Source organism: Sphingobium sp. Leaf26, assembly GCF_001421665.1.
In the GTDB taxonomy this organism is placed as follows: Bacteria; Pseudomonadota; Alphaproteobacteria; order Sphingomonadales; family Sphingomonadaceae; genus Sphingobium.
In genome coordinates this window covers 1-26,424 of record NZ_LMKV01000002.1, presented here as the reverse complement: position 1 = coordinate 26,424, position 26,424 = coordinate 1, and the positions used below count along the sequence as shown (strand labels likewise).

Annotated in this window: 26 protein-coding genes; 10 read left to right on the top strand and 16 right to left on the bottom strand. The window is 65.4% G+C overall.

From position 1 onward, the window contains the following. Positions 1-60: 60 nt before the first annotated feature. The 3 genes from ASE85_RS04770 (at position 61) to ASE85_RS04760 (ending at position 2,082) form a co-directional block, all read left to right on the top strand. On the top strand, positions 61-348 hold the full coding sequence (locus ASE85_RS04770; RefSeq protein ID WP_056684447.1) for a GIY-YIG nuclease family protein: 288 nt from the start codon (positions 61-63) through the stop codon (positions 346-348). Positions 349-384: 36 nt separating this feature from the next. Beyond that, positions 385-1,293 (top strand): GTPase Era, encoded by a 909-nt coding sequence (gene era, locus ASE85_RS04765; RefSeq protein ID WP_056684443.1) that lies wholly within the window; start codon positions 385-387, stop codon positions 1,291-1,293. A 72-nt stretch (positions 1,294-1,365) separates the two neighbouring features. Beyond that, positions 1,366-2,082 carry a GGDEF domain-containing protein gene (locus ASE85_RS04760; protein WP_056684440.1) on the top strand — a complete coding sequence of 239 codons (717 nt, stop codon included), beginning with the start codon at positions 1,366-1,368 and terminating at the stop codon, positions 2,080-2,082. A 10-nt stretch (positions 2,083-2,092) separates the two neighbouring features. On the opposite strand, the gene topA is transcribed toward ASE85_RS04760, so the two are convergent. The 5 genes from topA to ASE85_RS04735 form a co-directional block, all read right to left on the bottom strand. Beyond that, positions 2,093-4,681, bottom strand: coding sequence for a type I DNA topoisomerase (gene topA / locus ASE85_RS04755; protein ID WP_056684437.1), 2,589 nt, complete (start codon positions 4,679-4,681; stop codon positions 2,093-2,095). 100 nt (positions 4,682-4,781) lie between these two features. Next, positions 4,782-5,459, bottom strand: a complete 678-nt coding sequence (locus tag ASE85_RS04750; RefSeq protein WP_056684434.1) for a glycerophosphoryl diester phosphodiesterase membrane domain-containing protein — start codon at positions 5,457-5,459, stop codon at positions 4,782-4,784. Next, positions 5,456-6,538, bottom strand: a complete 1,083-nt coding sequence (dprA, locus tag ASE85_RS04745) for a DNA-processing protein DprA (protein ID WP_056684431.1) — start codon at positions 6,536-6,538, stop codon at positions 5,456-5,458. The genes ASE85_RS04750 and dprA overlap by 4 nt, the downstream gene beginning before the upstream one ends. Beyond that, positions 6,535-7,146 (bottom strand): glycerol-3-phosphate 1-O-acyltransferase PlsY, encoded by a 612-nt coding sequence (gene plsY, locus ASE85_RS04740; protein ID WP_056684428.1) that lies wholly within the window; start codon positions 7,144-7,146, stop codon positions 6,535-6,537. The genes dprA and plsY overlap by 4 nt, the downstream gene beginning before the upstream one ends. Before the next feature lie 69 nt (positions 7,147-7,215). Continuing rightward, positions 7,216-7,758, bottom strand: a complete 543-nt coding sequence (locus tag ASE85_RS04735) for a sugar O-acetyltransferase (protein ID WP_056684805.1) — start codon at positions 7,756-7,758, stop codon at positions 7,216-7,218. Between the two features lie 99 nt (positions 7,759-7,857). Between ASE85_RS04735 and murI the strand changes: the two genes are divergently transcribed. Both murI and hemA read left to right on the top strand, forming a co-directional pair. Beyond that, entirely contained in the window at positions 7,858-8,661 is an 804-nt protein-coding gene (gene murI, locus ASE85_RS04730) for a glutamate racemase (protein ID WP_056684424.1), read from the top strand. A 178-nt stretch (positions 8,662-8,839) separates the two neighbouring features. Then, positions 8,840-10,066: a 5-aminolevulinate synthase gene (gene hemA, locus ASE85_RS04725; protein ID WP_056684421.1), complete on the top strand. Its 1,227-nt coding sequence runs from the start codon at positions 8,840-8,842 to the stop codon at positions 10,064-10,066. A 136-nt stretch (positions 10,067-10,202) separates the two neighbouring features. Here hemA and ASE85_RS04720 read toward each other — a convergent pair whose 3' ends face one another. The 3 genes from ASE85_RS04720 to ASE85_RS04710 form a co-directional block, all read right to left on the bottom strand. Continuing rightward, positions 10,203-10,433, bottom strand: coding sequence for a GIY-YIG nuclease family protein (locus ASE85_RS04720; protein WP_235523240.1), 231 nt, complete (start codon positions 10,431-10,433; stop codon positions 10,203-10,205). A 114-nt stretch (positions 10,434-10,547) separates the two neighbouring features. After that, entirely contained in the window at positions 10,548-11,192 is a 645-nt protein-coding gene (locus ASE85_RS04715) for a class I SAM-dependent methyltransferase (RefSeq protein WP_056684419.1), read from the bottom strand. Further along, entirely contained in the window at positions 11,192-12,409 is a 1,218-nt protein-coding gene (locus ASE85_RS04710; protein ID WP_056684416.1) for a DUF3419 family protein, read from the bottom strand. The genes ASE85_RS04715 and ASE85_RS04710 overlap by 1 nt, the downstream gene beginning before the upstream one ends. A 143-nt stretch (positions 12,410-12,552) precedes the next feature. On the opposite strand from ASE85_RS04710, the gene ASE85_RS04705 reads away from it, so the two are divergent. Then, positions 12,553-13,545, top strand: coding sequence for a ligase-associated DNA damage response exonuclease (locus tag ASE85_RS04705; RefSeq protein ID WP_056684413.1), 993 nt, complete (start codon positions 12,553-12,555; stop codon positions 13,543-13,545). Positions 13,546-13,660: 115 nt separating this feature from the next. Then, positions 13,661-15,244, top strand: a complete 1,584-nt coding sequence (locus ASE85_RS04700) for a cisplatin damage response ATP-dependent DNA ligase (protein ID WP_056684410.1) — start codon at positions 13,661-13,663, stop codon at positions 15,242-15,244. 142 nt (positions 15,245-15,386) lie between these two features. On the opposite strand, the gene ASE85_RS04695 is transcribed toward ASE85_RS04700, so the two are convergent. Further along, on the bottom strand, positions 15,387-15,950 hold the full coding sequence (locus ASE85_RS04695) for a fasciclin domain-containing protein (RefSeq protein ID WP_200928294.1): 564 nt from the start codon (positions 15,948-15,950) through the stop codon (positions 15,387-15,389). A gap of 205 nt (positions 15,951-16,155) precedes the next feature. Between ASE85_RS04695 and ASE85_RS04690 the strand changes: the two genes are divergently transcribed. The 3 genes from ASE85_RS04690 to ASE85_RS04680 all read left to right on the top strand — a co-directional run bounded on the left by ASE85_RS04690 (position 16,156) and on the right by ASE85_RS04680 (position 19,989). Further along, positions 16,156-17,361 (top strand): saccharopine dehydrogenase family protein, encoded by a 1,206-nt coding sequence (locus tag ASE85_RS04690; RefSeq protein ID WP_056684404.1) that lies wholly within the window; start codon positions 16,156-16,158, stop codon positions 17,359-17,361. A 107-nt stretch (positions 17,362-17,468) separates the two neighbouring features. After that, positions 17,469-18,641 (top strand): carboxynorspermidine decarboxylase, encoded by a 1,173-nt coding sequence (locus ASE85_RS04685; protein ID WP_056684802.1) that lies wholly within the window; start codon positions 17,469-17,471, stop codon positions 18,639-18,641. Positions 18,642-18,789: 148 nt separating this feature from the next. Further along, positions 18,790-19,989 carry a type III PLP-dependent enzyme gene (locus ASE85_RS04680; RefSeq protein ID WP_056684401.1) on the top strand — a complete coding sequence of 400 codons (1,200 nt, stop codon included), beginning with the start codon at positions 18,790-18,792 and terminating at the stop codon, positions 19,987-19,989. 130 nt (positions 19,990-20,119) lie between these two features. On the opposite strand, the gene ASE85_RS04675 is transcribed toward ASE85_RS04680, so the two are convergent. From ASE85_RS04675 to ASE85_RS22230, 7 genes are all read right to left on the bottom strand, one after another. Further along, positions 20,120-21,325 (bottom strand): class I SAM-dependent RNA methyltransferase, encoded by a 1,206-nt coding sequence (locus tag ASE85_RS04675; RefSeq protein ID WP_056684398.1) that lies wholly within the window; start codon positions 21,323-21,325, stop codon positions 20,120-20,122. Beyond that, complete coding sequence (locus tag ASE85_RS04670) at positions 21,322-22,686, bottom strand: bifunctional ADP-dependent NAD(P)H-hydrate dehydratase/NAD(P)H-hydrate epimerase (protein ID WP_056684395.1); 1,365 nt, start codon at positions 22,684-22,686, stop codon at positions 21,322-21,324. Before ASE85_RS04670 ends, ASE85_RS04675 begins: the two co-directional genes overlap by 4 nt. Then, entirely contained in the window at positions 22,683-23,063 is a 381-nt protein-coding gene (locus tag ASE85_RS04665; RefSeq protein ID WP_056684798.1) for a hypothetical protein, read from the bottom strand. Before ASE85_RS04665 ends, ASE85_RS04670 begins: the two co-directional genes overlap by 4 nt. Continuing rightward, positions 23,060-23,776, bottom strand: coding sequence for an N-formylglutamate amidohydrolase (locus ASE85_RS04660; protein WP_056684796.1), 717 nt, complete (start codon positions 23,774-23,776; stop codon positions 23,060-23,062). The genes ASE85_RS04665 and ASE85_RS04660 overlap by 4 nt, the downstream gene beginning before the upstream one ends. Next, a complete protein-coding gene (locus tag ASE85_RS04655; protein ID WP_056684392.1) occupies positions 23,773-24,666 on the bottom strand; it encodes a 4-(cytidine 5'-diphospho)-2-C-methyl-D-erythritol kinase in 894 nt (297 codons plus the stop codon). Before ASE85_RS04655 ends, ASE85_RS04660 begins: the two co-directional genes overlap by 4 nt. Then, on the bottom strand, positions 24,653-26,275 hold the full coding sequence (locus ASE85_RS04650) for a tetratricopeptide repeat protein (RefSeq protein WP_056684793.1): 1,623 nt from the start codon (positions 26,273-26,275) through the stop codon (positions 24,653-24,655). The genes ASE85_RS04655 and ASE85_RS04650 overlap by 14 nt, the downstream gene beginning before the upstream one ends. 19 nt (positions 26,276-26,294) lie before the next feature. Then, positions 26,295-26,424: 4Fe-4S dicluster domain-containing protein (locus ASE85_RS22230; RefSeq protein ID WP_156358204.1), on the bottom strand; the 130-nt coding region annotated here is incomplete at its 5' end.

Here is a 26,424-nt window from a genome sequence, read left to right as displayed (position 1 = left end):
GCGCTTCATCAACCCGTTCGCCCTGAGCCTGTCGAAGGGCTTTCCTTCTTCGAGCCGGGCATGACATTCTGGGCGTACATGCTCCACTGCGCAGACCGCAGTTTCTACGTCGGGCATAGCGACAATCTGGGACAGCGCATTGCCCAGCATGAGAGTGGGGAAATCCCCGGCTACACCCAAACGCGCCTGCCGGTAAAACTGGTCTGGTCGCAAGCCTTCGGCACGCGTATGGAAGCACTTGAGGCCGAACGGCAGATCAAAGGCTGGAACCGGGCCAAGAAGTTGGCTCTGATCCGCGAAGATTGGGCATTGATCTCCAGCTTGGCGCGATCGAACAAAAAAAAGTAAAGCGCTTCGACAGGCTCAGCGCGAACGGAGTTATTTTTGGACAAGGACATTGAAAACCAGCGCTGCGGCGTCATCGCCATCGTCGGCGCGCCCAATGCGGGCAAATCGACGCTGGTCAACGCGCTGGTGGGGCAGAAGGTGGCGATCACCAGCCCCAAGGCGCAGACCACGCGCACCCGCGTCATGGGCGTCGCGATCGAGGGCGACGCGCAACTGGTGCTGGTCGACACGCCTGGCGTCTTCGCGCCCAAGCGGCGGCTGGACCGCGCCATGGTACAGGCGGCCTGGGGCGGCGCGCAGGGCGCTGACCTCATTGCCATGGTCATCGACGGCAAGGCCGGCCTTGGCCCCAAGCTGGAACCGATCGTCGAAGCGCTCAAGCATCGCAGCGAACGCAAATGGCTCATCATCAACAAGGTGGATATCGCCACCAAGGAACGGCTGCTGGCCCACACGCAAAAGCTGAACGACCAACTGGGTTTCGACGAAATCTACTTCGTCTCGGCCGCGACCGGCGATGGCCTGCCCGAACTCAAGACCGCCTTCGCGAACGCCATGCCCGAAGGACCATGGCACTTCCCGGAAGATCAGGTGTCGGACGCCACCGACCGCATGATGGCGGCGGAAATCACGCGCGAGCAGCTCTATCACCAGCTCCACGCCGAACTCCCCTATGCCGCCGCCGTGGACACCGAACAATATAAGGAGCGCGACGACGGCTCGGTCGAAATCCACCAGCAGATCCTGGTCGGTCGCCCGACGCAGCGCGCCATCGTCCTGGGCAAGGGCGGTCAGCGCCTCAAGGAAATCGGGTCGAAGGCCCGCGCCGAACTGGCAATCCTGCTGGGCGTGAAGGTCCATCTCTATCTCCACGTCAAGGTGAAGGAAGACTGGGAGAATGATCGCGGCATCTATCGCGACATCGGCCTCGACTGGGTGGAATGACGATCGGGGCGACGACGGCAATGCAAACAAGGTAAATCCATTCTTTACCTTGTTTCGTTACGGACCCGTGTCATGGGACCGAAGCAGAAAATCGCCTTTGCCGTCGGCGTCTCCGTTGTCGGGACGATCGTCATCATGGCCATCGTGTCGGCCATTCCCGGCATGTTCATCCCGCTCCGCTATTTCGGCGTCGGCATCTTCTGTTCGGGCAGCATCTCGGCGCCCGTCTGCATCCTCCTCGTCCGCCAGGGCGAGGATAACCGACGCCTCCGCCATGAACTGGAATTGCGGGTGGCCGAACTGGCGCGGCTGGCGCAGATTGACGGGCTGACCGGCCTGCTCAGCCGCAACGCCTTTTTCGACGCGGTGGATCAGGTCCATCGCCAGCCGGACAACTGGTATCTGCTGATCGACATCGACCATTTCAAGCGCTTCAACGACGAGCATGGCCACCAGACCGGCGACATCGTCCTGCATGCGGTGGCGACAGCGATCCGCGAAGCCTTGCACCCCGCCGACCTGTGCGGCCGGCTGGGCGGCGAGGAATTTGCCGCCTGCCTGATCGGCTGCGACGAGGATCAGGCCGAACGCCGGGCCGAACATGTCCGCGCATCCGTCCATTCGCTGCGCGTCCGTGCCCCCACCGGCGGCACGGTCCGCGTCACTGCCAGCATCGGCCTCAGCGCGTCTGATCCGACCCGCCCGATCGAGGCCAGCCTGCATCTGGCCGACCTTGCCATGTATGCGGCCAAGACGGGCGGACGCAACCAGGTGCGCCGCGCCGCCTGAGCGTCCGGCCTTATTCGGCCGCCGCTTCCTTCTTCTTGGCCGGGGCCTTCTTCGCCGGCGCCTTCTTGGCCGCAGGCTTCTTGTCAGCCGCTTCCTTCTTGGGCGCCGCCTTCTTCTTGGCAGGGGCTTTCTTGCCCTTCTTGGCCGGTGCCGCAGCGGCACGGGCGTCGATCAGTTGCGCGGCTTCCTCCAGCGTCAACTGGTCCTTGTCGACCGTCTTGGGCAGCGTCGCATTGGTCGTGCCGTCGGTGACATAGGCGCCATAACGGCCCTCCATCAGCTTGATCTCGGCCTCGGTCCGCGGATGCGCGCCGAGCACCTTGAGCGGCTCGCGACCACCGCTCGACCGGCCGCCCCGGTTGGCAGCCTCGGCCAGCTTCACGACCGCGCTGTTCATGCCGACCTCGAAAATCTCGGCCGTGTTCGCCAATCGCCCATATTTGCCGTCATGCAGCAGATAGGGACCAAAGCGCCCGATATTCGCCACGATCGGCAGCCCCGTTTCGGGATGCAGCCCGACTTCACGCGGCAGGCTCAGCAGCTTGACCGCCCAGTCCAGCGTCATCTCGCCATCGGGCAGATCCTTAGGGATCGACCCGCGCTTGGCCTCCTTGCCCTCGCCCATTTCGATATAGGGACCAAAACGGCCTGACTTCTTGACGATGTCCTGCCCGGTTTCGGGATGCTGGCCCAGCACTTCAGGTCCGCTATCGGCGCCCTCGGCCCCACCCGGCTGGCCGAACTTGCGGGTATATTTGCACTCCGGATAGTTGGAGCAGGCGATGAACGCGCCGAACCGCCCGCCACGCAACGACAATTGCCCATCCGCGCATAGCGGGCAGGCGCGCGGATTGCTGCCGTCGGCCTTGGGCGGAAACAGCATCGGTTCCAGAAACTTGTCCAGCTCCGCCGTGATGTCGGACGGCTTCTGCTCCATGATCTCGGCCGTCTTCGGCTTGAAATCGCGCCAGAAGGCTTCCAGCACTTCCTGCCACTGGGCACGGCCGCCGCTGATGTCATCCAGCTCGTCTTCCAGACCTGCCGTGAAGTCGTAGGACACATAGCGTTCGAAGAAGCGCTCCAGGAACGCCGTCACCAGCCGCCCGCTCTCCTCAGCAAAGAAGCGGTTCTTCTCGATCCGCACATAGTCGCGGTCCTTGAGCACCTGTAGTGTGGACGCATAGGTGGAAGGCCGCCCGATCCCCAATTCCTCCAGACGCTTGACCAGCGACGCTTCGGAATAGCGCGGCGGCGGCTGGGTGAAATGCTGGTCGGCCGTCACCTTCTTCTTGGCGGGCGCATCGCCCTCGCTCATGCGTGGCAGCAGCTTCGAATCATCGTCGTCGCTGTCGTCCCGGCCCTCTTCATAGAGTGCAAGGAAGCCGGGGAAGATCACGACCTGACCCGTCGCGCGCAAAGCATGGCTGCCCGACCCGTCGACCAGGTCGATCGTCGTCCGCTCCAGCCGCGCCGACGCCATCTGGCTCGCCAGCGCCCGCTTGAAGATCAGGTCGTACAGGCGCGCATGGTCGCCCGACCCCACCTTGTCGCGGCCGAACTCGGTCGGACGGATGGCTTCATGCGCTTCCTGCGCATTCTTCGCCTTGGTCTGATATTGGCGCGGCTTTTCGGGCAGGTAGCCGCCGTCATAGCGCTCCGCAATCGCCTTGCGCGCGGCGGAAATGGCGCTGCCGTCCATCTGCACGCCGTCGGTACGCATATAGGTGATCGCGCCGTCTTCATACAATTGCTGCGCCACCCGCATCGTGTGGCTGGCGGAAAAGCCCAGCTTGCGCGCCGCTTCCTGCTGCAACGTCGACGTCGTGAACGGCGCAGGCGGATTGCGGCTGACCGGCTTCGTCTCGACCTTGTCGACCGTGAAGCGCCCGGCCTCCACATCGGCCTTGGCCGCCATGGCGTCGCCTTCCTTGCCGATGGTCAGGCGGTCGATCTTCTCGCCCTTCCAGCGGACGAGGCGCGCGGTGAAAGCCTGTCCGCCCTGCTCCATCTCGGCCGCGACCGACCAATATTCCTGCGGGGTGAAGCTTTCGATCTCTCGTTCGCGCTCCACCACCAGCCGCAATGCGACCGACTGGACGCGCCCGGCCGACTTGGCGCCGGGCAGCTTGCGCCACAGCACCGGCGACAAGGTGAAGCCTACCAGATAGTCGAGCGCGCGGCGCGCCCGATAGGCGTCGATCAGATCCTCGTCCAGCGCGCGCGGCTTGGCCATCGCATCCAGCACCGCCGCCTTGGTGATCGCGTTGAACGTCACCCGTTCTACGACGGACGGCAGCGCCTTCTTCGCGCGCAGCACCTCCTGCACGTGCCAACTGATCGCTTCCCCTTCGCGATCAGGGTCAGTCGCCAGGATCAATCGCGTCGCCTGCCTGGACGCATCGGCAATGGCTTTTAGCTGCTTGCCCTTGTCGCCATAATTTTCCCACGACATGGCAAAGCCGTCGTCCGGGTCCACCGACCCGTCCTTGGCCGGCAGGTCGCGGATATGGCCATAGCTGGCGAGGACATGGAAATCCCCGCCCAGATATTTCTCGATGGTCTTCGCCTTGGCCGGCGATTCTACGATGACAAGCTGCATTATGGCCCCGAAATTTGATGCCTTACACGTACGCGCGAGTCTGGCTGGGTTGTCGCTATCGCGTCAAGCGCCCCTGTACGCCAGTCTTAACCGCGCCATATCAGGCAAATATTTGTGCAAGCGACCGCCCGCTTTCATCCTCGCGTGCCAATGCCAGATAGGCTTCGCTCCAGCAGACCGAACTCAGAATCGTCGCGCCGCCAGCCGCCATATTGACGAAGATGTTGAAAACCAGCGTATCCATGCTCTCTTCTCCGGCAAAGGCTGCCAACAGCCCGCCGATCGCCGCCATGATGATCAGGAACGGCACCCAGATCAGCAGACCCAAACCCAATATCCGCCAGCGATTGCCTTCCGTCAGTGCGGTGCTGCGCGCCATGGCCTCCAACACGCTCAGATTTTCGCGCAGCATAGCCGGCAAGCTGACCGCCCAGCGGGTCAAGAGCATCAGCCCCGGCACGACAAGGAAGACAAGACCAACGAGAATCCCGATTCCCGTCAGGAGACTCAAGCCAAACGCCGCAACAAAGCGCGGTGCGATCTCGTCGCCCGACAAGCGTTTCTGAAGCGTGAAATACACCGCCAGCACGGAAACGAAGAACAGCGCTATATTGCCCGCTATATTCCCGGCGACAACAGGCTCATAGGTATCGATCCCTCCCGCTACCAAGCCGACGACCACGACGCAGGCGCCGTAACGCATCCCATCCCGTCCGATGTCAGCCATCGCTGTCGAGAATATCCCGCCGATGTCCAGTCGCTGCACTTCATCGCTCATGTCATTGAAACCTTTCCCCCTGAATGCCGGTCGGTCCGGCCCGCCAATTCCAGTTCCAGCAGCACCGTCTGCACCACCGCCGGCGACAGGCCCGACAGGCGGATCAGTTCATCCACCGGAACCGCCACCGGCCCCAGCAGGCCGATCACCGTCGCGCGCTCCTGCTCCGCCACATCGCTGGACACCGGTGCCCCGATGAAGTCGAAGCCACCCTGCCGCACCATCCGGGGATCGAAGCCGCCGATCGCCTCCATGATGTCCGCCCCGTTCTGGACCAGAATGGCGCCCTCGCGGATCAGCGAATTGCACCCCTGCGCGCGCGGGTCGAGCGGCGATCCCGGCACCGCCATCACCTCGCGCCCCGCCTCGCCCGCCAGCCGCGCCGTGATCAGCGACCCGGACTTGGGCGCAGCCTCCACCACCACCGTCCCCAGAGCGAGGCCGGCGATAATCCGGTTGCGCGCCGGAAAATGCCGGGCCAGCGGCTGGACGCCCGGCGGATGCTCGGTGACGAGCAGTCCCCGTTCCGCAACCTGCGCCTGCAAATCCCGGTTCTCCGGCGGAAACACCACGTCGATGCCGCTCGCGATCACGCCGATCGTGCCGCTCTCGATCGACCCGCGATGCGCCTCTGTATCAATGCCACGCGCCAGCCCCGACACGACCACCGCGCCGCGCTGCCCCAGATCCTGTGCAAGGCTTCGGGCAAAGCGGCACGCCGCGGCCGACGCATTGCGCGCGCCCACCATCGCGATGCAGGGTTTCGCCGCCAGCGCCCCGTCGCCCCGCACGATCAGCGCAGGCGGCGCACCGTCCATCTGGTCCAGCAGCGCGGGATAGTCGGCATCGCCCATCAGCAGATAGCGCGCGCCCAGCGCCCGCGCCGCCGCAATCTCTCGCTCCACCGCGCCGGCATCCGCGACGCTCGCCTTGCCGCCGCCCCGCGCAGCCAGCTCGGGAATGGCGCGCAACGCTTCCGCCGCCGTCCCGAACCGCGCGAGCAATTGCCGATAGCTGACCGGACCGATCCGGGGGGAGCGGATCAGCCGCAGCCGGTCGAACCGCTCCCGCTCGCTCATTCCGGGGACGCGCCCTTGGCCTTGCCGATCTTCGGCTCCTCGCCCTTCGTCAGCCGCGCGATATTGGCGCGATGCCGCCACAGCAGGATCAGCGCCATGGCGAGCGACACCGGCACCAGATCGAGGCGCCCGAACGCCCACATCGCCACGGGCGCGCTGATCGCCGCCGACATGCCCCCGACCGACGACCATTTGGTCCCGAACAGCATGCCCAGCCACACAAGCGCGAATATGATCCCGGCCGGCCAGCAGAGCGCCGTCACCACGCCCATCATCGTCGCCACGCCCTTGCCCCCTGCAAAGCGCAGCCACACCGGATAGCAATGGCCGATGAAGGCCATCGCCCCCGCCATCGGCCCGCCGCCATCGACCAGAGCCGCACCGATCAGCACCGCCGCCACACCCTTCAGCAGGTCCAGCAGCAATGTCGCCGCCGCCAGCCCCTTGCGCCCGGTGCGCAGCACATTGGTCGCGCCGATATTGCCCGACCCTATCTGCCGCAGGTCGCCCGCGCCGGTAAAGCGGGTCAGCAACAGGCCAAAGGGGATGGAACCAAGCAGATAGCCCAGCAGCAGGACGAAAGCAGGAAGAAGCCAGGGAGATGTCATGAAAATCGCCAGTAAATGTTGCACGCGACCATACAGTGACAGCCGCGCGGGGCAATGCTGTTGATGCGCTTAACGCACGCGCGCTGGATTGCCGACCACGGTCGCGCCCGCCAGCACATCGCGCGTCACCACGCTGCCCGCGCCGATCAGGGCATCGTTGCCGATCGTCACGCCCGGCAGGATGATCGCCCCGCCGCCGATCCACACATTGCGCCCGATGCGGATCGGTCGGCCCCATTCGATCCCGGTCGCGCGCTCGGCCGCATCGCGCGGATGATCGGCGGTCAATATCTGCACGCCGGTCCCGATCTGCGTCCCGTCGCCGATCGTCACGTCCACTACGTCCAGGATGACGCAGTTGAAGTTCAGGAATACGCCATCGCCCAGGAAGATGTTGAAGCCATAATCGCAGTGGAAAGGCGGCCGGATGGTCGATCCCGCCCCCACCGCCCCAAGCCGCTCGCGCAGCAAACCCTCACGCTCCGGCGGCAGGGTGGCGTTGAACCGTCGCATCCATTCCGCCGCCGCCATTTGATCGGCAATGATCTCGGGGTCATCGGCATGATAGGGTTCGCCCGCGATCATCCTCTGCTTCATGCTGCGCCCGGTCATCATCCTCTCCCTGATCTTGCGCGCGAAGTGGCAGCGGCCGGCCCGCTTTGCAAGCGCAGGCCGTTGACACGCAGACCCCATGACGCGACATGAAACGCCATGACGGTCGCACCAGACGCTCCTATCCTCTTCTTCGATTCCGGCGTAGGGGGGCTTTCCATCCTGGCCCCTGCCCGCGCGGCTTTGCCCACCGCCCGGATCGTCTACGCCGCAGACAGCGCCGGCTTCCCCTATGGTACGAAGAGCGAGGCGGAGATTGCCGCCCGTGTCCCGGCGCTGCTCGGCCGGCTGGTGGAGCGCTACCGCCCGCGCCTCGCCGTCATCGCCTGCAACACCGCCTCCACCATCGCGCTCCAGCATGTCCGCGCCGCGCTCGACATTCCGGTGGTCGGCACCGTCCCGGCGATCAAGCCCGCCGCCCTGCTCTCCAAAAGCCGCGTCTTCGGCGTGCTGGGTACCGACGCGACCGTCCGCCAGCCCTATGTCGATCGGCTCGCGGCCGAACATGGCGCCGACTGCACCATGCTGCGCCATGGCTCCGCCGCGCTGGTGCAACTGGCCGAAGCAAAATTGCGCGGCGACCCGCTCGACCCGCAGGTCGCGCGCGACGCGCTGGCCGGTCTCATCGACCAGCCCGGCGGCGACCGCATGGATATGGTCGTCCTCGCCTGCACCCATTTTCCGCTGGTGGAACAGGAACTGGCCGCTGCCGCACCCCATCCCGTCGGCTTCGTCCATGGTGGCGACGGCATCGCCCGGCGTATCCGATATCTGACGCAAGGCCAGCCCTGGCCGGACACGCCAGCCCCCGGCGTTGCGGTTTTCACGCGCCTCGATGAAAGGCAGGAAGCCTTGCGCCCCACCCTCGCCCGCTATGGCCTCGACCGCATCGAAGCGCTTTGAATGGCATGGGCCATTTGTCCAATGGCCAGACGGCTCGTTCAGTCTGATAGGTATTTCTCCCTGAAGTTGCGAGCGGTTATCGCTGGTAATGACGGGTCTGCGCGGTTAAATGCGGCATCGGGCAAGAGGATGGCGCAGCGAAAAACAACAGCGCGCGAATGAAACGGGAAGAAGCGTAGTGAACTACAAGCACATCTTTTCGCAGGCGATCGACCGGCTCCATGAAGAAGGTCGCTATCGCGTATTCATCGATATCCTGCGCAATCGCGGGGCCTATCCCAACGCCCGCTGCTTCCACGGCCATAATGGTCCCAAGCCCATCACCGTCTGGTGTTCCAACGACTATCTCGCCATGGGCCAGCATCCCAAGGTGGTCGCCGCCATGGAGGAAGCGCTCCATGATGTCGGCGCCGGCTCCGGCGGCACCCGCAATATCGGCGGCAACACCCATTATCATATCGACCTGGAAGGCGAACTGGCCGACCTGCATGGCAAGGAAGGCGCGCTGCTCTTCACCTCGGGCTATGTCTCGAACGAAGCGACGCTCTCGACCCTCGCCAAACTGCTGCCGGGTTGCATCATCTTTTCCGACGAATTGAACCATGCCTCGATGATCGCGGGCATCCGCAACTCAGGCTGCGAAAAGCGCGTCTTCCGTCATAACGATGTCGATCATCTGCGTGAATTGCTGGCCGCCGAAGACCCCGAAGCGCCCAAGCTGATCGCGTTCGAAAGCGTCTATTCGATGGACGGCGATGTCGCGCCGATCGCTGACATCTGCGATCTGGCCGATGAATATAACGCGCTTACCTATCTGGACGAAGTCCATGCCGTGGGCATGTATGGCGCGCGCGGCGGCGGCATTTCGGAACGGGATGAGGTCGCCGACCGCCTGACCATCATCGAAGGCACGCTGGGCAAGGCGTTCGGCGTCATGGGCGGCTATATCGCGGCCGACCAGATGATCGTCGACGTCATCCGCAGCTACGCGCCCGGCTTCATCTTCACCACCTCGCTCTCGCCCGTGCTGGTCGCCGGCGTGCTGGCGAGCGTCCGCCACTTGAAGGCATCGAGCGAAGAGCGCGAAGGCCAGCAGGCATCGGCCGCCACGCTCAAACAATTTATGCGCGACGCCGGCCTGCCGGTGATGGATTCGGTCACGCATATCGTCCCGCTGATGGTGGGCGACCCGGTCAAGGCCAAGCGGATCAGCGACATCCTGCTCGCCGAATATGGCGCCTATGTGCAGCCCATCAACTATCCCACCGTCCCCCGCGGCACGGAACGCCTGCGCTTCACCCCCGGCCCGGCGCATACCGAAGAGATGATGCGCGACCTTGTGTCGGCGCTGGCCGAAATCTGGGACCGTCTGGAACTGGAAAAGACGGCGCGTCAGGCGGCTTGAAGATAGCAGGGAGAGAAGCCCGGCTTCCTCCCCACCTCCGTTCGTCCTGAGCCTGTCGAAGGACGCGCGCTAGTCTGCCCTCATTGCCCCTGCCGATTGCGCGCGAGGAGTTTCAGCCGCTCCCAATCGCCATCGATCAGGGCCTGTTTCTTGGCCGGCTCCACCCTTTGATCCTACGCTCCGCAGCCAGCGCTTCCTCTCGCGTTCCGAAATTTTCCGTCCAGACCAGAACCATCGGCCGGCGCATGGCGGTGTATCCGCCGATCAAACCTTGCTGATGCTGGGCGACGCGGATTTCCAGATCATCCGTGTGACCCGCGTAGAAGGAACTATCGTTGCATCGGAGGAGATATGCGTGAAAGGCCATATCATAGTCCAAGCTGGGCGCGCGTCCTTCGACAAGTTCAGGCCGAACGGATGTGGTTTTTGGTGGGCTCACATGGCGAGGGCATCGCCCATCCCCCGGCAAGGGCCGACACCCTCAAACCCGGATCAACCCACCCCGCACCGCATAACCGCGATACAGCGCCCGGCTATGCGGGAACCCGCCCATATCCCGCGCCAGCCGCTCGATCGCGATCGCCAGTTCCCGGCGCGGCGACACATGGAACCGATCCAACCATCCGAACAGCGCCCGCTTCCAAACCCCCGGCAACGCCTCCTGCTGGCCGAAATCGACAATCTCCAGCCTGCCACCCGGCGCCACGCAACGCGCCGCCTGTGCCAATGCCATTTCCCATTCCGGAATCATCGACAGCGCATAGCTGATGAACACCCGTTCGAACGTCGCCCGGCCGAACAGCGCCTGCGCATCGAACCCACAGGCATCCCCCTGCGCCAGCGCCACCCGGCCGCCCATGCCGGCCTTCGCCACGGACGCCCGCGCCGTCCCCAGCATCGCCTCGCTGATATCGACGCCATAGAGCCGCGCCTGCGGCCAGGCCTTCCCCACCGCGATCAGGTTGCGCCCGGTGCCGCAGCCAATCTCCAGCACCGCGCCGCCCGCCGGCACATCCAGATCGGCGATCAGCCCGTCCCGCCCCAGCAGATAATATTTGCGCGTCAAATCGTAGATATGCCGCTGGTAACGATAGACTCCGTCCATCAACTGGCCGTGGCCGCTCATCATGCCGCTTTCAGCACATAGAGATGCACGCCGCCATAAATGGCCGACCGGTCGCGCGCGGTGTAATCGAGCGACGCTTCAGCCCGATAATCCCATCGGTCCAGAACGTCCTGCACGACCCGGCCCGGCAATATGCTCGGTTCGCCGGCGGTGCGGAACAGCACGCGTGCGCCGGGCTTGGCCGTCCGTGTGATCTGCGCCCACAGCGCGTTCAACTGCGCGTCGTCCATCCAGTCCTGCGCGTCGAGCAGGATATAGCGATCGCATGAGCCGGCCGGCTGGCTGGCGAGGAAGTCGGTGAAATTGACATGGCGCACATCGACCCGCCCGGCCCGTGCGCGCACCGCCTCATGATTGCCGGCTTGCAGATAGGGCGGCAACGGCCCCTCGCCGCCGTCATAGCCCCGGCCGAACGCCTGTACCGCAAAATAATTGTCCTTCAGGTCGAAGTCGCAGGCCAGCTTCTTCAGCCGCGCTTTCAGCACAGTGTCCATCCGATCATCGCCGGCCAGCGCCTCGAACTGGGCGGGCGGGATGCCCAGCCCGAACAGCGAAGCCGGCTGGCTGGTCAGCCAGCGCACGAACCCCCTGTCGAAGATCGGCGCCAGCTCGCGCTCGAAAATCGCGACCTGCTCCTCACGGCTTTGCGCGTCCAGCATCCGCCTGGGGTTCACGCCATGCACCCGCGCCAGCAGATGCGCCGCGCCGATGAAGCGCCCAAGTAGCCCATGCTTGTAGATGCCCCGCGCGAAACCGCCGATCCGCCGACGGCCGATCAGGTCGCGCCCCTCCCAATAACGCCGCGTCGCCTCGTCCAGATGCGGCGCGACATGGCGGCGATAGGCGGCGACATTCGCCTTGTCGTCGGCGCGGGCAAAGAAGCGATGGAAGGCTTCATGGTCCGGCAGCACCTGCGCCGCCGTGCGCTTCAGCCTGTTGAGTGCGATATGCGCGGTGTTGAGGTCGACTGCCGTGATCCTGGCGGGATCGGCGGTCAGGTAGGACAGGACGTTGCAGCCGCCCGACGCGATCGTCACCACATGGCAATCGGGCGTGATCGCCAGCGCCTCCATGTCCACCGCCGGGTCTTCCCATATTTGCGCATAGACAAGCCCGCGAAAGGCGAAGGTGAAGGCCCGCTCCAGCAGCCCCTGTTTCGACAGATGGCGGTGACGATGCACCGCACTGGTGACTTTCTGATGCTCAGTCGCCGCCATGAAACACTCCTCGCTGCCGGGTCGTCTCCGCGCCGATAGGGCAATGGCGTGTCGCCCGCATGACGCCGCGATGACGTGGCGATGACTCCCTTTGGGGAAATGGCCTTGCGGAACCGGAGCGGCCCATCCCATCTTCTGCACATATGGCTCACTGGATCGAACCGCACCCCACCGGCATCTATGTCCGCCCCGCCGATGCGTGGATCGACCCGTCCTTGCCGCAGGAGCGCGCTTTGGTGACGCATGGCCATGCCGACCATGCGCGCGGTGGCCATGGCCATGTCTGGGCTACGCGCGAAACGCTGGCGATCATGGCGCTGCGCTATGGCACCGCCAGCGGCACGGCGGTCGGCTATGGGGAGGAGATCAGGCTGGGTGGCGTCACGATCCGCTATGTCCCTGCCGGCCATGTGCTGGGTTCGGCGCAGATCGTGCTGGACCATGCCGGCGAGCGCGTCGTCGTCACCGGCGATTACAAGCGCCGCCCCGACCCCACCTGCAAGGCCTTCGAGCCGGTCCCCTGCGACATCTTCGTGACGGAGGCCACGTTCGGCCTCCCCGTCTTCCGCCATCCCGAAACGGGCAGCGAGATGGACCGGCTGCTCGTCGCGCTCCACGCCCATCCCGACCGTTGCGTGCTGGTCGGCGCCTATGCTTTGGGCAAGGCGCAGCGCGTCATCTGCGAACTGCGCGCACGCGGCCATCGCGACCCCATCTATATTCATGGCGCGATGGAACGGATGTGCGCCCTCTATCAGGATTTCGGCATCGACATGGGCGAATTGCGCCCCGCAACCGGCGTGCCGGCGAAGGAAATGCGCGGGCATGTCGTCGTCTCGCCGCCCTCCGCCCTCAACGACCGCTGGAGCCGCCGCCTGCCCGATCCCATCACCGCCATGGCGTCGGGCTGGATGCGGGTGCGCCAGCGCGCGCGGCAGAAGAATGTCGAACTGCCGCTCGTCATTTCCGACCATGCCGACTGGGACGAGCTGACCGACACCATCCGGGAGGTTGCGCCGACTGAAACCTGGATCACCCATGGCCGGGAGGAAGCGTTGCTCCACTGGTGCATGACCCACCAGATCAAGGCGCGCGCTTTGGCGCTGGTCGGCCGCGAAGATGAGGATGAGGGGTGATGACGCGCCGGCTTTATCCACCATGTCCTCCTGCAAAAGCAGGAGCCCAGGGTTTGAAACCTGACGCTTGGCACTCCACGCTCCTGCATGCGCAAGAGCATGGTGGAGGCGCCTCATGAGGCAATTCTCCCAACTGCTCGACGGTCTGGTCTACACCCGCTCGCGCAATGGCAAGCTGGCCCTCATCGCCGCCTATATGCGCGAAGCGCCCGACCCCGATCGTGGCTGGGCGCTCGCCGCGCTGACCGGCAATCTCGACCTGAAGGCGGTCAAGGCGTCCGCCATCGGCGACATGATCCGCGCCCGCACCGACCCGGTCCTCTATGAAATGAGCCGTGACTATGTCGGCGACCTCGCCGAAACCGTCGCCCTCCTCTGGCCGAAACGCGAAGAGCAACCGGCCGAACTGGACGACGGCTCGCTCAGCCTCTCCGCCGTCATCGACCGCCTGCATGGCGTCAGCCGCGCCGCCGCACCGGACGCTATGGCCCAGATGATGGACCATCTCGACGCCTCCGGCCGTTTCGCGCTGCTCAAACTCGCCACCGGCGGCCTGCGCGTCGGCATTTCCGCCCGCCTCGCCAAGACCGGCTTCGCGCAGGCTTTCGACCTCGACGTCGATGATGTCGAACAGGTCTGGCACGCCCTGTCCGCGCCCTACGCCGAACTGTTCGACTGGGCCGAAGGCCGCATCGGCCGACCCGACCCGGAAGGCACGCCCTATTTCCGCCCCTTCATGCTGGCCCATCCGCTGGAGGCCGACAGCGTCGACCTGACCGACTATGCCGCCGAATGGAAATGGGACGGCATCCGCATCCAGATCGTCGGCACCGGCAGCGAAACCCGCCTCTACAGCCGCGCGGGCGACGATATTTCAGGCAGCTTCCCCGAAATAGCACAAGCCTTCACCGGCCATGCCGTTCTGGACGGCGAACTGCTGGTGAAGGGCGACACGCAGGGAGGAGAGGCCGCCAGCTTCAACGCCTTGCAACAACGCCTCGGCCGCAAGGCGGTGAGCGCGAAGATGATGGCCGACTATCCCGCCTTCGTCCGCCTCTACGACCTGCTGATCGAGGGCGACGACGATGTGCGCACCCTCCCATGGAAACAGCGCCGCGCCCGGCTGGAAGCCTATATGCCGCAGCTTGCCGCCGACCGTTTCGACCTCTCCGCCCTCATCGAAGCCCCCGATTTCGAAGCCCTTGCCGACATTCGCGCCGGCGCCCGCGATGCCGCGATCGAGGGGGTGATGCTCAAACGCCGCGACAGCCCCTATGTTGCCGGGCGCAAGGCCGCGCTCTGGTATAAATGGAAACGCGATCCCCTCACTGCCGACTGCGTCATGATGTATGCCCAGCGCGGCCATGGCAAACGCTCCTCCTTCTATTCGGATTACACGTTCGGTTGCTGGACGGAAGACGGCGAATTGCTGCCGGTGGGCAAGGCCTATAGCGGCTTTACCGACGAGGAACTCAAATGGCTCGACCGCTTCGTGCGCCAGAATACGGTCGCCCGCTTCGGCCCGGTGCGGGAGGTGGAAAAGACGCTGGTGCTGGAAGTCGCCTTCGATTCCATCCACGACAGCAAACGCCACAAATCCGGCCTCGCCATGCGCTTCCCCCGCATCGCCCGCATCCGCAAGGACAAGCCGGCGGCGGAGGCAGACACGATCGAGGGATTGAAGAAGTTGGTGGTTTGACGCCCGGCACGCACGAGCCTCACCGCCATCGCATGCCGTGAATCGATGACAACAGCCAGCGCGCGAAGGTTCATCCGCAAATAAACGGGCCGACGGCAAGGGGTTCAGCCGTCGGCCCGCCGGCCTTCACGTCATGACGGGGTCAGGGCATCAGCACCGTGTCGATGACGTGGATGACCCCGTTGGACTGATTGACGTCCGCGATCGTAATCTTCGCAGAGCCGCCCTTCGCGTCGGTCACGTACCAGTCCGCACCCTTCTGCCAGACGGTCAGCGTCTCGCCCTGCGCGGTGGTCAGCACGGCCTTGCCGCCATTGGCTGCCGCTTTCGCCGCGATATCCTTCGCGTTCAACTTGCCCGGCACCACATGATAGGTCAGAACGCCGGTCAGCGTAGCCTTGTTCTCCGGCTTGAGCAGCGTATCGACTGTGCCTGCGGGCAGTTTCGCGAAAGCCGCATTGGTGGGCGCAAACACCGTGAACGGCCCTGTGCCCTTGAGCGTATCGACCAGTCCGGCAGCCTTCACTGCGGCCACCAGCGTCGTGTGGTCCTTGGAATTGACGGCGTTGTCGACAATGTCCTTGGTGGGATACATCGCCGCGCCGCCGACCATCGGATTGTCCGCCATCTTTGCATGCGCGATCCCCACGCCGCCTGCGGCCAGGGCCATGCTGGCGAGCACGATTGTCATAGAGGAAAATTTCATTGCAGCATCCTTCCATTTCTTGGCACCCCCTTGGGTGTCGGGATGCGTGGCTGATACGTCTGAGCACGGTCATTGGATGCGCATATGACCTAAAGGACAGAGGCTTCGACCCTCGCCATCATACTGCGTCTTTGCGCTGTCACGAGACGTCCCTATATGGGCGCTTTCGCGCGACCGGCGCGCCCATAGCCATGGAGCAATATTAGTGAGCAAGGTTCTTGTCATCGGCGCAGGCGGCGTCGGTTCCGTCGCGGTCCACAAGATGGCCATGAACGCTGATATTTTCAGCCATATCACGCTCGCCAGCCGTCGCATCGTCAGTTGCGAGAAAGTGGCCGAATCGGTCAAGGCACGCACCGGCGTCACCATCGACGTGGCACAGGTCGACGCCGACAATGTCGAAGAAACCATCGCGCTGATCCAGAAGGTGCAGCCCAGGCTGGTCGTGAACCTGGCCCTGCCCTATCAGGATCTGGCGATCATGGACGCCTGCCTTGCGACGAAGACCGATTATCTCGACACCGCCAATTACGAACCGCGCGACACCGCCAAGTTCGAATATAGCTGGCAGTGGGCCTATCAGGACCGCTTCAAGGAAGCCGGCATCATGGCGCTGCTGGGTTCCGGCTTCGACCCCGGCGTCACCAGCGTCTTTGCCTCCTACATCAAGAAGCATCTGCTCGACCGGATCGACACGCTCGACATTCTGGACTGCAATGGCGGCGACCATGGCCAGCATTTCGCGACCAACTTCAACCCGGAAATCAACATCCGCGAAGTGACCGCCCCGTCGCGCCACTGGGCGAACGGCGCATGGGTCGAAGGCCCGGCTTTGAGCCACAAGCAGCTGTTCGATTTCGACCAGGTCGGCGAAAAGAACATGTACCTCATGTATCATGAGGAACTGGAAAGCCTCGCCACCCACTATCCTGAAATCCAGCGCATCCGCTTTTGGATGACCTTCGGCGACGCCTATCTCAAGCATCTCGAAGTGCTCCAGAATGTCGGCATGACCCGCATCGACCCGGTCATCTACAACGGGCAGGAAATCATCCCGCTCCAGTTCCTGAAGGCCGTCCTGCCCGAACCGTCCAGCCTGGGTTCCACGACCAAGGGCAAGACCAACATCGGCGACATCGCGACCGGGCAGAAGGACGGTCAGGAAAAGACCGTCTACATCTATCAGGTCTGCGACCATGAAGAGGCCTATGCCGAAACCGGCAACCAGGCGGTCAGCTACACCACCGGCGTCCCCGCGATGATCGGCGCGGCCATGATGCTGACCGGCGCGTGGAAGGGAGACGGCGTGTTCAACATCGAACAGTTCGATCCCGATCCCTTCATGGATATGCTGAACAAGCATGGCCTGCCCTGGCAGGTGAAGGAACTGGACGCGCCGCTGGCGTTCTGACGATGTTCGTCATCCCCGCGCAGGCGGGGATCCATCTCCGGCCCTAACCCCATTCGCGACGTCGGGAGATGGATTCCCGCCTGCGCGGGAATGACGAGATTTACCATATGGAAACCCGCGCCGGCGATCCCGCCGCTTTCGCCCATTTCGACCTGTATCGCGTCCCCTCGCCCGCCTTCGTGGTGGATGAAGTCGCGGTGCGCCGCAACCTCGCCGTCCTGCGCGACATTGGTGACCGCGCAGGCATCAAGGTGCTGGGCGCGCTCAAGGCCTTCTCCATGTGGTCGCTGGGTGGCGTGCTGGGCGAATATCTCGACGGCGTCTGCGCGTCGGGTATCTATGAAGCCCGCCTCGCCGATGAAGAATATCAGGGCGAAATCGCCACCTATTGCGCCGCCTACAAGCCCGATGACCTCGCAGAAATCCTCAAAATTTCCGATCATGTCATCTTCAACAGCCCCGGCCAGATCGCGCGCCTGAAACCCGTGATCGACGCCGCCCGTGCGGACGGCCGCACCTTCGACATCGGCCTGCGCCTCAACCCCCTCAACCCGGAGGGGGAAGTGCCCAAATACGACCCGTCGCAGCCGCACAGCCGCCTCGGCTTCCCGATCGACCAGTTGCGCGCAGAGCATCTGGCCGGCATCGACGGGCTTCATGTCCATAACCTGTGCGAGCAGGATTTCGCGCCGCTCGAACGCACATGGGCCGCGATCGAACCCCATATCATGCCCCATATAGGCGGGCTTAAATGGCTGAACTTCGGCGGCGGCCACCATGTCACCCGCGCCGATTATCAGGTCGACGACCTCATCGCCTTCCTGCAACGGATCAAGGCCCAGACCGGCCTCACCCTCTATATCGAGCCGGGCGAGGCGATGGCGCTGGACGCGGGCATTCTCATCGGCGAAATCCTCGACGTCATCGACAATGGCATGCCCGTCGCCATCACCGACATCAGCGCCACCTGCCACATGCCCGACGTGATCGAGGCACCCTATCGCCCCGCCATGCTGCACGAGCCGGAGGACGGTCCCGTAACCCGGCTCGGCGGTCCGTCCTGCCTCGCGGGCGACATCATCGGCGATTATCGAATCCCCGGCGGCGCGGAGCCGGGCGCGCGGATCGCCTTCCTCGACCAGGCGCATTATTCGATGGTGAAGACCAACACCTTCAACGGCGTTCCCCTGCCAGCCATCTGGCTCTGGAACTCGGATACAGATCAACTCACTGAAATAAAATCATTTTCCTATGGCGACTTTAAAGCCCGTCTCTCCTGAAGCACGTTTCATAGCCTGACGCGCAACAAAATTTGCCCCCACGCTTTACAGGGGGGACACCCCCGCATATACGGACCGTCCGCTGCCCCATGGGACTTCCACCGCAAGGCAGCTTTTTCGCCCTGAACTACACTGGAGGTCCCTTGAATTGCACAAGCATCCTAGCGCGCTGGGGGTAGCGACCACCCTCACACCGGCAGCACCGGTAACGCTGATTCGCCCCGAAGCCGCTGCTCGGGCCGCCCGCTTCTTTACGGAGAAGTTTCCGGGTCGCTCACTCTATGCGGTCAAGGCGAATCCGTCACCCGATCTGATCCGCACGCTATACGCATCGGGCATCACGCATTTCGACGTGGCCTCGATCGCCGAAGTGCGTCTGGTCGCCGAAACGCTCGCTGGTGAGGATGGCGTCAAGCTGTGCTTCATGCACCCGGTCAAGGCCGAGGAAGCGATCGCAACGGCCTATCGTGACTATGGCGTTCGCACCTTCTCCCTCGACACGATCGAGGAGCTGGAAAAGATCATGCGCGCCACCAACGACGCGACCGATCTGGAGCTGTGCGTGCGTCTGCGCGTGTCGTCCGAACATTCGGAACTCAGCCTCGCGTCGAAATTCGGCGCGGAACTGGGCGAAACCCGCGAATTGCTGATGGCCACCCGTCAGGCCGCCGATGCGCTCGGCATCTGCTTCCACGTCGGCAGCCAGGCGATGAGCCCCCAGGCCTATAGCGATGCGATCGAGCGCGTGCGCGCCGCGATCGTGGACGCGGCCGTTACGGTCGACATCATCGATGTCGGCGGCGGCTTCCCGTCCATCTATCCGGGCATGGAGCCGGTCGCGCTCGAAAATTATTTCGAAGCGATCCATCGCGGCTTCGAAAGCCTGCCGGTCAGCTACTCGTCGGAACTGTGGTGCGAACCCGGCCGCGCGTTGTCGGCCGAATATAGCTCCATCATCGTGCGCGTCGAACGCCGCCGGGGTAACGAACTCTATATCACCGACGGCGCCTATGGCGCGCTGTTCGACGCCGCGCATATCGGCTGGCGCTTCCCCGTCGCCCTGCTGCGGGAAGACGAAAGCGAGGAGGAACTGACCGGTTTCTCCTTCTATGGCCCGACCTGCGACGACATGGACCATATGGTCGGCCCCTTCATGCTCCCTGCGGACGTGAAGGTCGGTGACTATATCGAAATCGGGATGCTCGGCGCCTATGGCGCGGCGATGCGGACCGGCTTCAACGGATTCACGTCGGAAGCCACGATCGAGGTCGAGGATGAGCCGATGGCCAGCCTCTACACCGAAGTCCTGCCGACCCGTCGTCGCGCAAACGTCATCAAGCTGGGCTGACCGCCTCGCAAGAGAAGATCAAGTCCCTCGCCGCTTCCCCAGCGGCGAGGGATTTTTCTTATCCGACCACTATCCCGCCGTTCCCCGGCGAAGGCCGGGGGCCAGTTCACCGTCCCGTGAAAAGGGTAGGTTATCGCCGGAAAATCCCCACCAGTTCGACATGGGTGGTCCACCGGAACTGCCCTACCGGCGTCACGCTATCCAGCCGATATCCCGCCGCCGCCAGATGCACGGCATCCCGCGCAAAACTGGCAGGATTGCAGGACACATAGGCGATCACCGGCACGGTCGATGCCGCCAGTTGCAACACCTGCTCCTTCGCCCCGGCCCGCGGCGGGTCCAGCACCACGGCGGCGAAGCGGTTCAATTCCTCCGGTGTCAATGGCCGGCGGAACAGGTCGCGGTGATCCGCCACCATCCGCCGCTGCGCCCGCGCGCCGGCCAGCTTCAGGGCCGATATCGCATCGCGCGCACCTTCCCCGGCATAGACCGGCCGCCCCTCGCCCAGCGCCAGCGCAAATGTGCCCAGCCCGGCAAACAGATCGGCGATCGCCCCGCTCTCCGGCATCGCGTCGCGCACCGCCCCGACCAGCGCCGCCTCGCCATCCGGCGTCGCCTGCAGGAAAGCGAAGGGCGGAAATCCCACCGGCACCCCCCCGAAACTGACCGTCACCGCCTCCGGCTCCCAGCGCGTCTGCGCCCCGTCGCCTTCATCGATGGTCAGCCGCGCCAGCCCATGGCCGCGCGCAAAATCCCCCAAAGCCTCGTCTGCCGCCAGTCCCTGAACGCTCACCCCCTCCAGCAACAGGTCCACGCCCTGATCCACCAAGGACATGCGCACATGCGCCGCCCGCTTGTCCGGCAGGATCGTCGCCAACAGCCCCCGCAACGGGGCGATCAGCGCGAACAGCGTCGGGTCGAGTACGCTGCACATGTCCAGGTCGATCAGCTTGTGGCTGCCCTCCTCGGCAAAGCCGATGGTCACGCGCTTGCCCGATCGCGCCGCCCGCAGCGAAGCCCGCCGCCGGGTCATCGGCGGCGAGATATGCGGCGGCAAAACCGCTCCGGGCGTCAAACCTTGCCCGGCCAGCGCCCCCGCGACCCGCCCGGTCACGAAATCGGCATAGCTTTCATCGTCCAGTTGCTGGATCTGGCACCCGCCACAGGCCGGGAAATGCACGCAAGGCGGCTCGACATGATGCACGCCGAACACGACGCTGCCGTCGGCTGCGATCCGGTCGCCCGGCGCGGTCAGCGGAAAATGGCGGCCGTCGGCGGTGACGCCGTCGCCCTTGGCGGCGATGCGGATGATGGTATCTGGGTCGCTGTCTGTCACAATCTCGCGGCGATAGCCGCTGGCAGCGCGCCAGGCAAATCATCCGCGACGAAAGCCGGCCCGGCCCGCCGTGCCGCTTCGCCATGCAGCCATACCGCCTCGCATGCCGCCCGGAACGGATCGCCCGTGACCGCCAGCCGTCCGGCCGCCAGTCCGGCCAGCACATCCCCGGTCCCCGCCGTCGACAACCAGGGCGAAGCGCCGCACGCCACCGCCGCCCGACCATCCGGCGCAGCGATCACCGTATCCGCGCCCTTGTAGACAACCACCGCACAGGACGATCGCGCCGCCGCCAGTGCCTGCGCGATCTTGCTGCCCGACACATCGCCAAACAGCCGCTGAAACTCCCCCTCATGCGGCGTCACGATGGCGGGTCGGGACAGACCGCCAAACCCCATTTCCGCGAACAGCCACAGGGCGTCGGCATCGGCGACATAAGGCACATCGGCGCTGGCCACCGCCGCCAACCTTTCCCAGGCGGCAGGATCACGCCCCAGCCCAGGCCCGACCAGCACCGCCCTGGCCCGATCGAAATCCAGCGCCCCGCTCCGTACGATCGCATGGCTCACCCCCGGCACCGCCGCATCGGCGATCAGCCTGACATAGCCCGCCCCGGATCGCGCCGCCGCTTGCGCCGACAGGCAGGCCGCGCCCGGCATGTCCCCGGCCACCACCGCCACCAGTCCGCGCGTATATTTATGCGCATCGCTACCCGGTACGGACAATTCAGGCGGTCCCAGCCGATGCACCGCACTCGGCACCGCAATCCCGATATCCGCCAGCACCAGCCGCCCCACATGGCTTGCCGCCGGCTGCAACAGATGGGCCGGCTTCCACGCCCCCAACGCAATAGATGTCCCGAACAGCGGCACCGCTGACAGCAGCGCGCCGCTATCGGTATCCACGCCGCTCGGCAGGTCCACCGCATGACTGATCGTCGCCGCCCCGGCCAGATCGCACAGCCGCGCCGCCACGGCCTCGTCCAACCCGCGCGTCAGCCCGGTGCCGAACAGCGCATCCACCAGTTGCGGCGCCGGCGCAGCGGTCATCATATCCTCGACCGGCCCGGCCCAGGCCGCCCGCGCCCGCTGGCTCGACACCGTCCGGCTCTCGCCCAGCGCCGCCACCCGCACCGCCACGCCCCGTTCGCGCAACAGCCGCGCGATCACAAAGCCGTCGCCGCCATTATTGCCCGGCCCGCACAGGACCAGCGTGTCGCGCCGATGCCCCGCGCGCCATATGATCTCCGCAGCCGCCGCGCCGGCCGTCTCCATCAATCCATAATCATCGACAGCCGTGTCGAAGGCCGCCTGCTCCGCCGCCCGCATCTGCGTCGCCGTCAGGATCGGCCCGCCACTCATTGCCCGGCGACTGCACCAACCTGCGCCGGCAGGCGATAGCGGTCGCCGCCCGCAATCACCTCGATCCGCCTGTCGTCCAATATCGTCAGCTTCGCCGCTTCCGCGCCATCCGCCGCCTCCAACCCGCGCCCGTCATCCAGCACGCGAAAGCGGCGAAACCCGCCATCGGGATGCCGCAGCGTCAGCATCTTGCCCGCTCGCTCGACCCCGCAGTCATGCGCCCAGTCATGCGCCCCGCCCAGCGCACAATCCGCCTTGCCGTCATCGACCGGTTCTGCCTCCGCTGCCGCTCCGGTCTGCCGCTGCGCCGATGGCGCCTGTTCGCCACAGCCAGCCAATGTCGCAAGCACCACCAGCGCACACCCGATCCGCGTCATGCCAACGCCTTCCTGCATTCCAGCACAACCGGTCCCAATATCGCCGCAAAACGTGCCTGCCCGGCGGCATCGCCGACCAGATCCTGCCGCATCTCCACGCCCAGATAGGGAATGCCATTGCCCTCTGCATGGCGGTTCATCGTCGCGTTCAGCACCGTCCCGGCATAGGGCAACTGATCGCCGACCTTCAGCCCCGCCGCCTCCAGCATGGGAATGGCGATCCGCGCCGCCCGGTCATCCTGATTATAAAGTACGCCAATATCCCATGGCCGCTGCTGATCCGGGTCGCTCGCCAGCGTCGGCGTAAAGCTATGCACCGACAGGATGAAGGGCGCCGTCATCCCCTCCAGCAATTGCGCCACCCGATGATGATAGGGATGATGGAAGCGCGTCATCCGGTCGTTCAGATCGGCATCGCGATTGCCGGGGATGGCATGGCCGTCGCTCATCACCGGCAACAGGCCGGGCGCATCCTCTTCCCGATTGAGGTCGATCACCAGCCGCGACACGCCGCCCAATATCGCCGTCGCCCCCAGCCCCGCCGCCAGCAACCGGCTGACCTCGGCCACGCCGATATCGACTGCGATATGCTCGCGCAGCAGCGCCGGGGCGATGCCCAGGTCGATATCCGCCGGCACATGGGCGGACGCATGGTCGGCCACGATCAGCAGGTCCAGCCCGCCGCCGTCAATCTGCTCAAACGCTTCGCTCATGCGCTCCTGATCCGCGTTGCCATCGTCCACCAATCTCCATGCGCGTCCGCCACCACTTGCGCAGCCGCCGCCATAGCCGCCTCGCTGCGAAACAGCGCGAAGCATGTCGCGCCCGATCCTGACATCCGGGCCAGCAGCACGTCCTCTTGGGCCGCCAGTATCGCCAGCACATCCCCGATTACCGGCGCCACCGCCAAAGCCGGCGCTTCCAGATCATTGCGGCCATCCGCGCACAACGCCGACAGGCTCGCAGCGTCCAGCGCGCCCCGATCCACCCGATCCCATCCGGCAAAGACCTGCGCCGTCGACACGCCGACCCCCGGATTGACCAGCAACATCGGCAGCCCCTCCAGCCCCTCGACCGCATGTCGCGCCAGCCGCTCGCCGCGCCCCCTGACCATCTGCGTCACGCTCGCGACGCAGGCCGGCACATCCGATCCCAGATCCAGTGCAAGCGCCGACAATTCCTCCGGTTCGATCCGCACATCCCACAGCCGCGCCAGCAGGCGCAACGTCGCGGCGGCATCCGCCGACCCGCCGCCGATCCCAGACGCCACCGGCAAATTCTTCGTCAGCCGGATTGCCGCCCCGCGCTGCTCGCCCAGATAGGCCTGCAACGTCCGCGCCGCCCGCACGACCAGATTGTCCGCACCCGCATCCAGAACCCCGCCGAACGGCCCGTCGATCGTCAGGTCGATCGCCCCGTCATCGCTCGCCCATCCCTGTACCACATCGCCATGTTCGGCAAAGACGAACAGGCTTTCCAGCGCATGATAGCCGTCATCGCGCCGCGCCCGGACATGCAGCGCGACGTTGACCTTGGCATAAGCAATCTCGGTAACGGGGTCGGTCGGCGCTTCCACGTCCAGCGCCATATCAGGGTGCGGCATATTCGGGCTTCATCCCCTCTTTGCGTTTCGCCGCCAGCCGTGCAGCCACGTCGCCCTCGGCAAAGACCGACGCAGCGGCCCAGGCATAGCGCGCTTCATATCGGCGCCCGGCCACCCACAACGCATCGCCCAGATGCTCGTTGATCGTGCTGTCGGTCGGAGCCGCCGCCGCCGCCCGCTCCAGTACCGGCACCGCTGCATCGACATTGCCGGTCACGAACTGCGCCCATCCAAGCGAATCCGTGATCGACGCATCCTGCGGCTTCAGCGCGCTCGCCTTCTTCAGCAATGCCAGCGCCGCCTCGACATTCTGCCGCCGCTCGATCTGCGCATAGCCCAGATAGTTCAGGATCACCGGCTCATTGGGCGCCATCGTCGCCGCCCGCTCCAGCACGGCGCGCGCCTCGTCCCAATGCTTGCCCTGTTCCAGCGCGCTGCCCTCGAACAGCAGCAGCGTCCAGGGCATCTGGTCCGGCGCATAGCCGGCCTGCGCCGCGCGGAAGGCCGCCGCCGCGCCATCGAAATCCTGTTTCTGCGCCAGCAACCGGCCCAGCCGCACCTGCCGTTCCGCCTCCGCGCCCGGTTCCGTCGCCTGCGCCCGCGCCAGCGTCAGTGCGCCGTCCAGGTCGCCGGCCGCCGCCAGCGCGTCGATCAGTTCGGCCTGCGCCACCGCGCCATACCAGCCCTGCGTCGGCACCTTGTCCGCCTCGGCCGCCCCCCCCGCCGCATGGCCCTGCGCGGTCAGCAGCCGCGCCGCCACGATATGGATGTCCGGGCTGTCGGGATCGGCGAAGGTCGCGATTCGCGCCAGCCGCAGGCCAAGCGGAGACGCACTCGCATCGGACGACACATCCACCGCCAGCCGCGACAGGAGCCGGGCAAAACCCTGCGCCGGCGTCGTCGCCGCGCGCAGGGCCTTGGGCAGCTTGCCCTTTTCGATATCCGCCCGCGCCCGCGCGAAATTGGCGCTGCCGACCGGCAGAAGCACCAGCGCCTCCGTCCTGGCGCCGCGCGCCGCCAATTGACCGGCAAAGGCGATCCGCAACGTCGCTCCATCGCCGCTGCGGATCGCCAGCGCCTTGCGGATCGCCGGCACCGCCGCCGCCACATCGCGCCGCGCCAGCGCCTGGAACGCGCCATGTTCATCGGCATAGCGCAGCCCCAGCGCCGCGAACCGATCCTTGCCCTCGATCACCGGCGGCGCATATTGCCCTTCGCCCAGCGCAATCCAGCTACGGATGATCGGCGCCAGGAACGCGAAATTGCCTTCCTCCACCATCCGGTCGGTCATCGCCTGCGCACCGGCCCAATCCTTCACGGTCAGCGCGTCGCCGATCTTCAGCAACGTGCCGTCGCGCGGCAGGGCGCCCGCCGCATCCAGCAACGCCGCCGACTGCCGCGCCAGCAGCCTGTCCCCGCTCTCCATCGCCTGCGCATAGGAGCGGCGCGCAATCTCGATCCGCGCCGGGTCCTGCTTCAACGCCTCGCGATAGCTCGCCACCGCCAGCGCCAGCGCCCCGTCGCTGTCCGCCAGCCGCGCCCGCGCATAGGCATGCAGTGCCCCGTCCGGCTCGACCGACGCCCCGGCCACGGCAGGCGTCGCCAGCAGGGACAAAAGGATCAGGCGCTTACATATTGGGATAATTCGGCCCTCCACCACCTTCGGGGACGACCCAGTTGATATTCTGGGTCGGGTCCTTGATGTCGCACGTCTTGCAATGGACGCAATTCTGCGCGTTGATCTGGAAACGGGCAAGC

What these genes read in the sequence shown, in the direction of transcription:
- ASE85_RS04770 (WP_056684447.1), top strand. Translation starts at nt 61, where the DNA reads ATGACATTCTGGGCGTACATGCTCCACTGCGCAGACCGCAGTTTCTAC.
- ASE85_RS04760 (WP_056684440.1), top strand. Translation starts at nt 1,366, where the DNA reads ATGGGACCGAAGCAGAAAATCGCCTTTGCCGTCGGCGTCTCCGTTGTC.
- topA (WP_056684437.1), bottom strand. Translation starts at nt 4,681, where the DNA reads ATGCAGCTTGTCATCGTAGAATCGCCGGCCAAGGCGAAGACCATCGAG.
- ASE85_RS04750 (WP_056684434.1), bottom strand. Translation starts at nt 5,459, where the DNA reads ATGAGCGATGAAGTGCAGCGACTGGACATCGGCGGGATATTCTCGACA.
- dprA (WP_056684431.1), bottom strand. Translation starts at nt 6,538, where the DNA reads ATGAGCGAGCGGGAGCGGTTCGACCGGCTGCGGCTGATCCGCTCCCCC.
- plsY (WP_056684428.1), bottom strand. Translation starts at nt 7,146, where the DNA reads ATGACATCTCCCTGGCTTCTTCCTGCTTTCGTCCTGCTGCTGGGCTAT.
- ASE85_RS04735 (WP_056684805.1), bottom strand. Translation starts at nt 7,758, where the DNA reads ATGACCGGGCGCAGCATGAAGCAGAGGATGATCGCGGGCGAACCCTAT.
- murI (WP_056684424.1), top strand. Translation starts at nt 7,858, where the DNA reads ATGACGGTCGCACCAGACGCTCCTATCCTCTTCTTCGATTCCGGCGTA.
- ASE85_RS04720 (WP_235523240.1), bottom strand. Translation starts at nt 10,433, where the DNA reads ATGGCCTTTCACGCATATCTCCTCCGATGCAACGATAGTTCCTTCTAC.
- ASE85_RS04715 (WP_056684419.1), bottom strand. Translation starts at nt 11,192, where the DNA reads ATGAGCGGCCACGGCCAGTTGATGGACGGAGTCTATCGTTACCAGCGG.
- ASE85_RS04710 (WP_056684416.1), bottom strand. Translation starts at nt 12,409, where the DNA reads ATGGCGGCGACTGAGCATCAGAAAGTCACCAGTGCGGTGCATCGTCAC.
- ASE85_RS04705 (WP_056684413.1), top strand. Translation starts at nt 12,553, where the DNA reads ATGGCTCACTGGATCGAACCGCACCCCACCGGCATCTATGTCCGCCCC.
- ASE85_RS04700 (WP_056684410.1), top strand. Translation starts at nt 13,661, where the DNA reads ATGAGGCAATTCTCCCAACTGCTCGACGGTCTGGTCTACACCCGCTCG.
- ASE85_RS04695 (WP_200928294.1), bottom strand. Translation starts at nt 15,950, where the DNA reads ATGAAATTTTCCTCTATGACAATCGTGCTCGCCAGCATGGCCCTGGCC.
- ASE85_RS04685 (WP_056684802.1), top strand. Translation starts at nt 17,469, where the DNA reads ATGGAAACCCGCGCCGGCGATCCCGCCGCTTTCGCCCATTTCGACCTG.
- ASE85_RS04670 (WP_056684395.1), bottom strand. Translation starts at nt 22,686, where the DNA reads ATGAGTGGCGGGCCGATCCTGACGGCGACGCAGATGCGGGCGGCGGAG.
- ASE85_RS04665 (WP_056684798.1), bottom strand. Translation starts at nt 23,063, where the DNA reads ATGACGCGGATCGGGTGTGCGCTGGTGGTGCTTGCGACATTGGCTGGC.
- ASE85_RS04660 (WP_056684796.1), bottom strand. Translation starts at nt 23,776, where the DNA reads ATGAGCGAAGCGTTTGAGCAGATTGACGGCGGCGGGCTGGACCTGCTG.
- ASE85_RS04655 (WP_056684392.1), bottom strand. Translation starts at nt 24,666, where the DNA reads ATGCCGCACCCTGATATGGCGCTGGACGTGGAAGCGCCGACCGACCCC.